This window comes from Pseudomonas sp. FP2338 (genome assembly GCF_030687515.1).
Taxonomy (GTDB): Bacteria; Pseudomonadota; Gammaproteobacteria; order Pseudomonadales; family Pseudomonadaceae; genus Aquipseudomonas; species Aquipseudomonas salomonii.
The window spans coordinates 1,086,611-1,098,020 of record NZ_CP117436.1; the positions used below are offsets into that span (position 1 = coordinate 1,086,611).

The 11,410-nt window shown below is 60.7% G+C and carries 10 protein-coding genes and 1 other RNA gene; 9 read left to right on the plus strand and 2 right to left on the minus strand.

What is annotated here, in order from left to right:
- Positions 1-6: 6 nt before the first annotated feature.
- Together PSH96_RS04810 and PSH96_RS04815 are read right to left on the minus strand one after the other, a co-directional pair.
- Entirely contained in the window at positions 7-378 is a 372-nt protein-coding gene (locus PSH96_RS04810; protein WP_305459986.1) for a YraN family protein, read from the minus strand.
- On the minus strand, positions 378-2,189 hold the full coding sequence (locus PSH96_RS04815) for a penicillin-binding protein activator (RefSeq protein ID WP_056858986.1): 1,812 nt from the start codon (positions 2,187-2,189) through the stop codon (positions 378-380). Before PSH96_RS04815 ends, PSH96_RS04810 begins: the two co-directional genes overlap by 1 nt.
- A gap of 165 nt (positions 2,190-2,354) precedes the next feature.
- Here PSH96_RS04815 and rsmI point away from each other — a divergent pair, with 165 nt between their 5' ends.
- From rsmI to mraY, 9 genes are all read left to right on the plus strand, one after another.
- Positions 2,355-3,260, plus strand: coding sequence for a 16S rRNA (cytidine(1402)-2'-O)-methyltransferase (gene rsmI / locus PSH96_RS04820; RefSeq protein WP_305457821.1), 906 nt, complete (start codon positions 2,355-2,357; stop codon positions 3,258-3,260).
- Between the two features lie 96 nt (positions 3,261-3,356).
- Positions 3,357-3,710: RNase P RNA component class A (rnpB, locus tag PSH96_RS04825), an RNA gene on the plus strand.
- A 355-nt stretch (positions 3,711-4,065) separates the two neighbouring features.
- Positions 4,066-4,521 carry a division/cell wall cluster transcriptional repressor MraZ gene (gene mraZ, locus PSH96_RS04830; protein WP_003171868.1) on the plus strand — a complete coding sequence of 152 codons (456 nt, stop codon included), beginning with the start codon at positions 4,066-4,068 and terminating at the stop codon, positions 4,519-4,521.
- On the plus strand, positions 4,518-5,465 hold the full coding sequence (gene rsmH / locus PSH96_RS04835; protein ID WP_017138192.1) for a 16S rRNA (cytosine(1402)-N(4))-methyltransferase RsmH: 948 nt from the start codon (positions 4,518-4,520) through the stop codon (positions 5,463-5,465). The genes mraZ and rsmH overlap by 4 nt, the downstream gene beginning before the upstream one ends.
- Positions 5,462-5,755, plus strand: coding sequence for a cell division protein FtsL (ftsL, locus tag PSH96_RS04840; protein WP_056858984.1), 294 nt, complete (start codon positions 5,462-5,464; stop codon positions 5,753-5,755). Before rsmH ends, ftsL begins: the two co-directional genes overlap by 4 nt.
- Entirely contained in the window at positions 5,755-7,497 is a 1,743-nt protein-coding gene (locus tag PSH96_RS04845) for a penicillin-binding protein 2 (RefSeq protein ID WP_164488397.1), read from the plus strand. Before ftsL ends, PSH96_RS04845 begins: the two co-directional genes overlap by 1 nt.
- A complete protein-coding gene (locus tag PSH96_RS04850; protein WP_305457824.1) occupies positions 7,497-8,960 on the plus strand; it encodes a UDP-N-acetylmuramoyl-L-alanyl-D-glutamate--2,6-diaminopimelate ligase in 1,464 nt (487 codons plus the stop codon). Before PSH96_RS04845 ends, PSH96_RS04850 begins: the two co-directional genes overlap by 1 nt.
- Positions 8,953-10,323 carry a UDP-N-acetylmuramoyl-tripeptide--D-alanyl-D-alanine ligase gene (gene murF / locus PSH96_RS04855; protein WP_305457826.1) on the plus strand — a complete coding sequence of 457 codons (1,371 nt, stop codon included), beginning with the start codon at positions 8,953-8,955 and terminating at the stop codon, positions 10,321-10,323. The genes PSH96_RS04850 and murF overlap by 8 nt, the downstream gene beginning before the upstream one ends.
- Positions 10,323-11,405, plus strand: coding sequence for a phospho-N-acetylmuramoyl-pentapeptide-transferase (gene mraY / locus PSH96_RS04860; RefSeq protein WP_017138188.1), 1,083 nt, complete (start codon positions 10,323-10,325; stop codon positions 11,403-11,405). Before murF ends, mraY begins: the two co-directional genes overlap by 1 nt.
- Positions 11,406-11,410 lie beyond the last annotated feature (5 nt).

The following is an 11,410-nucleotide window of genomic DNA, read 5'->3' on the forward strand; positions in this document are numbered from 1 at the left end:
GGGCAATCAGCTGTCGAAGGCATTCTTGAGCCAGTTCAAATCAGCTGGGCCTGCCGGTGTGCTTTCCATGGCAACCACATCGAAACGGCAAGGGCTGTCAGCCCAGCGATGCTCTTTTTGCAGGAAAAACTGCGCGGCGAGTATCAGCTTCTGACGCTTGCGCCCGTCGATACTGGCGAGCGCGCCACCCCATTGTGCGTGTTTTCTGTAGCGGACTTCGACGAATACTACTGTATCGCCGTCAAGCATGACCAGATCAAGCTCACCGCGTTTGCATAACCAGTTCTGCGCCAGAAGGCGCAGACCCTGTTGTTGCAGATAGTTCAGAGCTTGCAGTTCGGCATCCTTGCCGCTTTGTGCGCTGGACCGCTCGGGCATCAGCGCGGGGTGTCCGGCAAGCGTTGAATCTCGCCACCGACGAATTTCGCCCATGGCATCTGGCGGTCAACGCGCTGGTAGGCGCCGATGCCCAGGTTGCCCGACAGGCCGTCAATGCGGGTGTCCGGCAGTGCCTTGAGTTGGCCAAGGCGCGGTGCCAGGCGGTAGGCGTCCACGCCCATTGCATACAGGCGGCCAAGGCTGCCATTGGCTTGCGGCCATTGCGCGGCAACCTGGTTGCGCAGCGGGTCGGTGGTGTTGAGCAGCCACGGGGTTTCGCAGAACATCACATTGGTCATGTCCAGGTACTGGTTTTTGTCGCCGCTGGCGCTGAACACGTGGGACGTCGCATACACAGGCACATCACCGGCGTACTGGAAGTTCAGGGTCGGTTTGATCTGCTGGGCCAGTTGCGGGGTCACAGCCAGGAAAATGAACTCGATGTCCTGGCGGCGCGAAGGTTGCGCGGCGACGTCGGTACCGACGGTGCTTTGCAGGCTCTTGGCGCGGCCTTCGCTTTTACGCAGCTGGAACAGGTCGGCAATCTGCTGGGCGAGGGCCACCGGCTGATCGACGTACTCGACACCCACCACGGTGCCGCCGTTGGCTTCCCAGTCCTGACGGAAGGCTTTATAGACACGCTCACCCCATTCGCCACGGGGCACCATGGCGGCGGCGCGGTGCAGGCCGTCGGCACGGGCGCGACGCGAGACTTCGCGGGCTTCGTCTTCAGCGGCCAGGCCGAACTGGAACAGTTGCGGCGGGTTTTCGTTAAGTTCGCTGTAGTTGAGGCCCAGGGTAGTGATCGGCAATTGCCCACGGGAGGCGAGCTGCTTGACCAGTGGTTTCTCCAGCGGGCCTACTACCAGTTGCACACCGGCGGCCTGGGCCTTGGCATAGAAGTCGTCGAGGGAGGTCAGGCGCGAGCTGTCATAGAACTCGATGACCGGCGGCTTCTGTCCGGCTTGTTCAGCCTGGAAGTGTGCGGCCATGAAGCCTTCGCGCAGCGCCTTGCCGACCGCCGCCAATGGGCCTTCCTGCGGCAGCAGCAGGGCGATTTTGGTCAGCGGCTGGCTGGCCAGCTCCTTGAGTTTGGTCAGCGGGGTCGGCAGGTTGACTGCCGCCGGGTGGCCAGGGTTTTGCGCGCGCCAGGTATCAATGGCGGCTTGCTGTTGCTCCAGGGTGCCGGCGCCCTTGATTGCCTGGGCCAGGGTGATCCAGCCGTCGAGGGTCGGGTTGCCGCTGGCTTGCAGTTGCTCTGCAGGCAGCGCGGCGACCAGCGCCCAGATGGCTTCATGGTTGTCCTTGGCGGCATCACCCGTCAGCAAGGGCGCCATGGCGACCCGCTCACGCGCGGCAGCCAGGGTCTGGCCATCGGCTTCATAGGCGCGGGCATGCACGGTGCCGGTCCGCACCTGCTGGTCAGCCGGCAGCTCTTTCAGGCTTTGCAGGCTGGGGTGGTTCAGGGCGGCCAGAGCCGCTTTGGGCTGATTGCGTGCCATGGCCAGTTCCGCAGCCAGGGTGCTGGCAAACACTTGGGCGGCCGGCTTCAGGACATCCAGGGGCACCTGCGCAAGAATCTGCGACGAACGGCCAGGGTTGTTCTGGTGGTAGGCCAGGTCTGCCGCACTCAGGCGCAACATCGCGGCCTTTTCTGGCGTACTGGCTTTGGTGGCCTGTTCGAGCAGTTGCTCGATACTGGCATCCGGGGTCCGGGGGAGGTCGCCAAGGCTGGACGAGGGCGAGCTGGCGCACGCGGCCAGTAAGGCAGCGAGGCAGAGGGCGGAGAGCAGCCGCAGGCAAGCGATCATGTAAGTGTTCCTGATACCGATCAAATTAGCGTGGAATTGTACCCAAGCACTGGCCCAGGCGCGATGTTACTGGCGTGAAACCATCGATTTAGGTCGTGTAAATGTTGCGAGCCGGCATCGATGGCCGACCTCGAGGGCATATTATCGAGGCGCCTACGCGCTACAATGCGACTTTTCCTTACCATCGAGGTGTGCGTTTTGACTGCTCCAGGTCCTTTGAATTCCACTGCAGGCTCGCTTTTTGTCGTGGCGACGCCCATTGGCAACCTGGACGACATCAGTGCTCGGGCGCTGAAAGTGTTGCGCGACGTAAAATTGATCGCGGCTGAAGACACGCGGCACTCCCAGCGTTTGATGCAGCATTTTGGTATCAGCACGCCATTAGCTGCGTGCCATGAGCATAACGAGCGCGAAGAAGGCAGCCGTTTTATCACGCGCTTGCTGGCGGGCGACGATGTGGCGTTGATCTCGGATGCCGGCACTCCGTTGATTTCCGACCCTGGCTACCACCTGGTCCGTCAGGCGCGTGCCGCTGGTATCAATGTAGTGCCAGTTCCGGGAGCGTGCGCGCTGATTGCGGCATTATCGGCTGCCGGGTTGCCGTCGGACCGTTTTATCTTCGAAGGTTTTCTGCCCGCCAAGGCGGTTGGGCGCCGTGCGCGCCTGCAAGCGTTAAAGGAAGAACCGCGTACGTTGATCTTTTACGAGGCGCCGCATCGCATTCTCGAGTGCTTGCAGGATATGGAGTTGGTGTTCGGCGGCGAACGCCTGGCGTTGTTGGCCCGGGAGTTGACCAAGACCTTTGAAACCCTCAAGGGCTTGCCACTGGAAGAACTCAGGGCGTTCGTCGAGGGCGACAGCAACCAGCAGCGCGGTGAGTGTGTGGTGCTGGTGGCCGGCTGGACCGCACCGGAAAATGAAGACGCGGTGGGCAGCGAGGCCATGCGTGTTCTCGATTTATTGCTTAAAGAGATGCCCCTTAAGCGTGCGGCAGCCCTGGCGGCTGAAATTACCGGCTTGCGTAAGAATGTGCTGTATCAAGTCGCGCTCGATAAGCAGAAGGCCGAATAGTTCCGGGGTTAAACCGGTATTGCGTCGGAACGTGATGGCATTGCTGCACTTTTAATACTTGTCCTGAAGCCGTCGTGCCGTTAACCTGCGCGGCGGAGAGTCGATTGGACAGTCGCTGCCCTCTATGAAAATTAGGGGGGGGAGGAAAGTCCGGGCTCCATAGGGCGAAGTGCCAGGTAATGCCTGGGAGGCGTGAGCCTACGGAAAGTGCCACAGAAAATAACCGCCTAAGCACTTCGGTGCCGGTAAGGGTGAAAAGGTGCGGTAAGAGCGCACCGCACGTCTGGCAACAGTTCGTGGCTAGGTAAACCCCACTTGGAGCAAGACCAAATAGGGTCCCAAGGCGTGGCCCGCGCTGGGACCGGGTAGGTTGCTAAAGATGTCCAGTGATGGCCATCGTAGACGAATGACTGTTCAAGACAGAACCCGGCTTACAGATCGACTCTCCACCTTTTTTCCTTCTGTCCGAGTCTCGGGCAGAAAACCGGTAGTAACGCAAGAATCCCTCCCTGCCAAATCATTGGCAGATGCATCTTCGTAATACCAAAAAAATCTTACTCTTAATAAATCACTTTAACTTTAAGCCATAGCTCCATGAGCTATTTGCGGTTGTTGAGTCAAAAACATCGCTGAACTCGCGTTTCTCCTCCTTTTACGTTCCTAAATCTCCGTTCTGTAAGGCTTTTCCTTGAATCCGTGCCTTGACGGTGTGGTGGGCGCATTCCTATAGTGTGCGCAAGTGGCGGAAAGTGGCACAAAGTGGGTTTTTTGAACGTAAAACGCTAAAATTTGGAGAAACGCATCTGTGTTTCGCGGAGCTAACGCTATCAGTCTCGATGCAAAAGGCCGTCTCGCCATGCCGAGCCGGTATCGTGACGAGCTCATTTCGCGAAGTTCAGGCCAGTTAATCATCACGATTGACGCCGTTGACCCTTGTTTGTGTGTTTACCCCCTCGATGAGTGGGAGTTGATCGAAACCAAGTTGCGCGCTCTGCCTTCATTGCGTGAAGAAAACCGCCGCCTCCAGCGTTTGCTGATAGGCAATGCCGTCGACCTTGAACTCGATGGCAGTGGTCGTTTCCTGGTGCCTCCGCGCTTGCGCGAGTACGCCAAGCTGGATAAGCGCGCAATGCTGGTGGGCCAACTGAACAAGTTCCAATTGTGGGACGAAGATGCCTGGGATGCTGTTTCTGCAGCAGACCTGGCTGCTATTCAACAACCGGGCGCCATGCCTGATGAACTGCGTGATTTGATCCTGTGACTATTGATAGCGGCTTTAACCACATCACCGTACTGCTTGACGAAGCCGTTGAGGCTCTCGCCGTACGCGCGGATGGCTGCTATGTGGATGGCACCTTCGGCAGGGGCGGGCACAGTCGGTTGATACTCAGCCAGCTCGGGTCCGACGGTAAACTCCTCGGGTTTGACAAAGACCCTCAAGCGATTGCCACCGGGCAAGCGCTAGCGGCCGAAGACGGCCGCTTTGTCGTTGTGCAGCGCAGCTTTGCCGAGCTGGGTGCCGAAGTCGCCGAGCGCGGCATGGCAGGCAAGGTGGCCGGGGTTTTGCTCGACTTGGGCGTATCTTCGCCACAGCTTGACGACCCCGAGCGCGGCTTCAGTTTCATGAACGACGGCCCGCTCGACATGCGCATGGACCCGACCCGTGGCATCAGCGCAGCGCAGTTCATCGCCACTGCGCCCCATGAAGAAATCACCCGCGTGTTCAAGGAATACGGTGAAGAACGCTTCGCTGGCCGCATGGCCCGTGCCGTGGTCGAGCGCCGTGAAATCCAGCCGTTCGAGCGCACCGCCGACCTGGCTGAAGTGCTCAAGGTCGCGAACCCTGCGTGGGAAAAGGGCAAGAATCCGGCGACCCGTGCGTTCCAGGGCCTGCGCATTCACGTCAATAACGAATTGGGCGATCTGGAAGCCGGCCTCGAAGCCGCACTGGACGCCCTGGAAGTGGGCGGTCGCCTGGTGGTGATCAGCTTCCACTCCCTGGAAGACCGCATCGTCAAACTGTTCATGCGTCGTCTGGTCAAGGGCGAGTCCGATAACCTGCCGCGCAACCTGCCGGTGCGTTTCGAAGCCTTTGTGCCGAAAATCAAAATCCATGGCAAAGCGCAGTTCGCCTCCGAAGCCGAACTCAAGGCCAACCCACGTTCCCGTAGCGCCGTTATGCGCGTCGCGGAGAAGCTGCGGTGAGCAAGCTTTTCGCCAAGCCCCTCCCGGGCGGCAGCTTCTTTATGTTGCTGCTGTTTGTCGGCGTGCTGGTGTCCGCGATTGCGGTGTCTTACAGCGCCCACTACAACCGTCAACTGCTCAACACCCTGTACGGGGAATTGAGCGTGCGTGATAAAGCGCAGGCGGAATGGGGCCGGTTGATTCTTGAGCAAAGCACCTGGACGGCCCATAGCCGCATCGAAACGCTCGCCACCGAGCAGTTGAAAATGCACATTCCGGGCGCAGCTGAAGTGCGGATGGTGGCGCCATGATGAAACTCGAAGGCGCACTCTATCCGTGGCGCTTCCGCCTGATGCTCGGCATCCTGGCCCTGATGGCCGGCGCGATTGCCTGGCGGATTATCGACCTGCAAGTGATCGACCGCGACTTCCTGATCGGCGAGGGTAACGCCCGTAGCCTGCGGCATATCCCGATTCCTGCGCACCGCGGCCTGATCACCGACCGTAACGGCGAGCCTCTGGCCGTGAGTACGCCGGTGACCACCCTGTGGGCCAATGCCAAGGAACTGCAAACCGCCAAGGACAAATGGCCTGAGTTGGCTGCCGCGCTGGGCCAGGACCCTAAAGCCTTGAGCGAGCGTCTGGAAGCCCAGGCCAACAAAGAATTCATCTACCTGGTGCGTGGGCTGACGCCTGAGCAGGGCCAGCAAGTGCTCGACCTTAAAGTCCCCGGTGTCTATGGCATCGAGGAGTTTCGTCGTTTCTACCCGGCCGGTGAAACCACCGCGCATATGGTTGGCTTCACCGACATTGATGACCATGGCCGTGAAGGTGTGGAGCTGGCCTACGACGAATGGCTGGCCGGCGTGCCCGGCAAACGGCAGGTCATCAAGGATCGACGCGGCAGACTGATCAAAGATGTCCAGGTGACCAAAAACGCCAAGGCCGGCAAGCCCTTGGCGTTGTCGATTGACCTGCGTCTGCAGTACCTGGCCAACCGCGAACTGCGCAACGCGATCATCGAGAACGGCGCCAAGGCTGGTAGCCTGGTGATCATGGACGTCAAGACCGGCGAGATTCTCGCCATGGTCAACCAGCCGACCTACAACCCGAACAACCGTCGCAACCTGCAACCGGCGATGATGCGTAACCGCGCCATGATCGACGTGTTTGAGCCGGGTTCGACCATGAAAGCCATTTCCATGAGTGCCGCCCTGGAAACCGGGCGCTGGAAGCCGAGCGACAAGGTCGAGGTTTACCCAGGCACCTTGCAGCTGGGCAAATACACCATTCGTGACGTGTCCCGCAGCGAAGGTCCGGTGCTGGATCTGACAGGTATCCTGATCAACTCCAGTAACGTCGGCATGAGTAAGGTCGCCTTCGATATCGGCGGCGAGACCATCTATCACCTGGCGCAAAAAATCGGCCTGGGCCAACCCACCGGCCTGGATTTCCCAGGCGAACGCGTGGGCAACCTGCCGAACTACCGCGACTGGAAAAAAGCCGAGACTGCCACGCTCTCCTACGGTTACGGCCTGTCGGTCACCGCGATCCAGCTGGCCCACGCTTTCTCTGTATTGGCCAATAATGGCCGAATGGTTCCACTGAGCTTGATCCACGTCGACGAAGCGCCGAAAGCCACCCAGGTGATCCCGGAAAACGTCGCCAAGACCATGCAAGGCATGCTGCAGCAAGTGATCGAAGCCCCGCGCGGTGTGTTCCGGGCGCAGGTGCCGGCTTATCACGTGGCCGGCAAGTCCGGTACTGCACGTAAAACCTCGGTCGGCACCAAGGGCTACGCCGAAAACTCTTACCGCTCGCTGTTCGCCGGCTTCGGCCCGATGAGCGATCCGCGCTTCGCCATCGTCGTAGTGATTGATGAGCCCAGCAAGGCCGGCTACTTCGGCGGCCTGGTGTCGGCGCCGGTGTTCAGCAAAGTGATGTCCGGCACCCTGCGCCTGATGAACATCACGCCGGACAACCTGCCGCCGACTCAACAAGCGAACGCCGGACCACCGGCCGCAGCTGTCAAAGCCAATGGAGGGCGCGGCTGATGTCTCTTAGCCTGAACAAGATTTTTGCCCACGCCGGACGCGATCTGCTGATTCGTGAACTGAGCCTGGACAGCCGTAATGTACGCGCCGGTGACCTGTTCCTGGCGGTGCCCGGTGGCAAGCTCGATGGCCGTGCGCATATCGCCGATGCCCTGCAACGTGGCGCGGCCGCCGTGGCTTATGAAGTCGATGGCGCCACTGTGCTGCCGATCACCGATGTGCCATTGATTCCGGTCAAGGGCCTGGCCGCGCAACTGTCGGACATCGCCGGGCGTTTTTATGGTGACCCGAGCCGTCAGTTGAACCTGGTCGGTGTGACCGGCACCAACGGCAAGACCAGCGTGACCCAATTGGTTGCGCAGGCACTCGACCTGCTGGGCCAGCATTGCGGCATTGTCGGCACCCTGGGCACTGGCTTTTACGGATCGCTGCAAAGCGGCCTGCACACCACGCCGAACCCGATCGCCGTGCAAGCGACCCTGGCCGACCTGAAAAAGGCCGGTGCCAAGGCGGTGGCCATGGAAGTCTCCTCCCACGGCCTGGACCAGGGCCGCGTGACTGCCTTGGCGTTTGACGTGGCGGTGATGACCAACCTGTCTCGCGACCACCTCGACTACCACGGCACCATGGAGGCGTACGCCGCCGCCAAGGCCAAGCTGTTCGCCTGGAATGACTTGAAGTGCCGGGTGGTCAACCTGGATGACGCCTTCGGCCGCCAACTGGCTGCCGAAGACAGCGAAGCGCGCCTGATCACTTACAGCCTGGAAGACTCCAGCGCGTATCTGTATTGCCGCGAAGCCCAATTTAATGACGAAGGCGTGCTCGCCACGCTGGTCACGCCCCAGGGCGAACACCACTTGCGCAGCACGTTGCTTGGGCGTTTTAACCTGAGCAACGTGCTGGCGGCTGTTGGCGCATTGCTTGGCCTGGACTACGCCCTGGACGAAATCCTGCGCGTACTGCCCAAGCTCGAAGGCCCTGCCGGTCGCATGCAGCGTTTGGGTGGCGGCTCACAGCCGCTGGTGGTGGTCGATTACGCCCACACCCCGGACGCGCTGGAAAAAGTCCTCGAAGCCCTGCGTCCACACGCCAAGGGCAAATTGCTTTGCCTGTTCGGCTGCGGCGGTGACCGTGATCGCGGCAAGCGCCCGCTGATGGCTGAAATCGTCGAGCGCCTGGCCGATGGCGTGCTCGTCACCGACGACAACCCGCGCAGCGAAGACCCGAGCCAGATTTTCGACGACATCCGTGTCGGCTTTAAAGACGCCACCAAGGCCACCTTCGTTGCCGGTCGCGGCGCCGCCATTGCCCAATTGATCGCCAGTGCCAGTGCTGACGACGTGGTGGTGCTGGCCGGTAAAGGTCACGAGGACTATCAGGAAATCAACGGCGAACGCCATGCCTTCTCTGATTTGGTCGAGGCTGATCACGCCCTGACTGCCTGGGAGGTCGCCCATGCTTAAGGCGATGAAGTTCAGCGAACTGACCCAGGCCTTGTCGGCCCGTGTAGTGTCGAGCGATTGCAGCTTCGACGGCGTCAGTATCGACAGTCGTAACATCAAGCCGGGGCAACTGTTTGTTGCACTGGCCGGTCCGCGTTTCGATGGGCACGACTACCTGAACGAAGTCGCCGCCAAAGGCGCGGTGGGGGCCTTGGTGCAGCGTGAAGTGACGGACTCGACGCTGCCGCAATTGCTGGTTGCCGATACCCGTCTGGCCCTCGGGCAGTTGGGCGCGCTGAACCGTGCCGCGTTTGATAAGCCGGTTGCCGCCATCACTGGCTCCAGCGGCAAAACCACGGTCAAGGAACTGCTCGCCGGCGTGTTGCGCACGCGCGGGCCGGTACTCGCCACCCGTGGCAACCTGAACAATGATTTCGGCGCACCGCTGACCTTGCTCGAACTGGCCCCGGAACACACGGCGGCGGTAATCGAGCTGGGCGCTTCGCGCGTCGGCGAAATCGCTTACACCGTGGCGCTGACCAAACCTCACGTGGCGATTATCAACAATGCCGGTACCGCCCACGTGGGTGAGTTCGGTGGCCCGGAGAAAATCGTCGAAGCCAAGGGCGAGATTCTCGAAGGCCTGGATGCCTCGGGCACGGCTGTATTGAACCTCGACGACAAGGCCTTCGAGACCTGGCGTGTACGCGCCGCCGGTCGCAAGGTGCTGACGTTTGCCGTGCTCAACGCGGCCGCTGATTTCCACGCAGCCGATATCACCGTCGACGCCCGTGGTTGCCCGTCCTTCACCTTGCACACACCGCAAGGCAGCGAGCACGTGCAACTGAACCTGCTGGGCAATCATAACGTCGCCAATGCCTTGGCCGCCGCCGCTGCCGCCTGCGCCCTGGGCGTATCGCTGTTCGGTATCGCCACCGGCCTGGGCGCGGTGCAGCCGGTCAAGGGCCGCACCGTGGCGCAACTGGCGACCAACGGCATGCGTGTGATTGATGACACCTACAACGCCAACCAGTCCTCCATCTGCGCCGCTATCGACCTGCTTAAAAGCTTCGCCGGGCGCAAGGTGCTGGTGCTGGGCGATATCGCTGAACTGGGCGACTGGGCCGAGCAGTCCCACCGCGAAGTCGGTGCCTACGCGAGCGGCAAAGTCGACGCGCTGTACGCCGTTGGCCCGAACATGGCCCACGCCGTTGACGCCTTTGGCCTCGGTGCGCGGCATTTCGCTACCCAGGCCGAGCTGATCCAGGCGCTGGTGGCGGCTGAACACGACAAACAAACAACCATTTTGATCAAGGGATCGCGCAGCGCGGTGATGGAAAACGTCGTCGCGGCCTTGTGTGGCTCAAGTACGGAGAAACATTAATGCTGCTGCTGCTGGCTGAGTATCTGCAACAGTTCCACAAAGGCTTCGCGGTCTTTCAGTACCTGACCCTGCGCGGGATTCTGGGTGTGCTGACTGCGCTGTCTTTGTCGCTGTTCCTGGGGCCGTGGATGATCCGCACCCTGCAGAACCTGCAAATTGGTCAATCGGTTCGTAATGACGGCCCGCAGTCGCACCTGTCCAAATCCGGCACCCCGACCATGGGCGGTGCGCTGATCCTGTCTTCCATCGGCATCAGCACCTTGCTGTGGGCCGACCTGCATAACCGCTACGTGTGGACAGTGCTGCTGGTTACCCTGTTGTTCGGTGCGATCGGCTGGGTCGATGACTACCGCAAAGTGATCGAGAAAAATTCCAAGGGGTTGCCCAGCCGCTGGAAGTACTTCTGGCAGTCGGTGTTTGGCCTTGGCGCCGCGATCTTCCTCTACATGACCGCGCCAAGCGCTGTCGAAACCACCTTGATCATTCCGATGCTCAAAGACGCCAGCATTCCACTGGGCGTTGGTTTTGTGGTGCTGACCTACTTCGTGATCGTCGGCTCCAGCAACGCGGTGAACCTGACCGATGGTCTCGACGGTCTGGCAATCATGCCGACCGTGATGGTCGGTGGTGCGCTGGGTATCTTCTGCTACCTGTCGGGTAACGTGAAATTCGCTGAATACCTGCTGATCCCGTATGTACCGGGCGCGGGTGAGTTGATTGTGTTCTGCGGCGCGCTGATCGGCGCGGGCCTTGGCTTCCTGTGGTTCAACACCTACCCCGCACAAGTCTTCATGGGCGACGTCGGCGCGCTGGCGCTGGGCGCAGCCTTGGGCACCATCGCGGTGATCGTCCGCCAGGAAATCGTGCTGTTCATCATGGGCGGTGTGTTCGTGATGGAAACCCTGTCGGTGGTCATCCAGGTGGCTTCCTTCAAATTGACCGGGCGCCGTGTGTTCCGCATGGCGCCGATTCACCACCACTTTGAACTCAAGGGCTGGCCCGAGCCACGTGTGATTGTCCGCTTCTGGATCATCACCGTGATTCTGGTACTGGTCGGCCTTGCCACCCTGAAACTGAGGTAGAAACG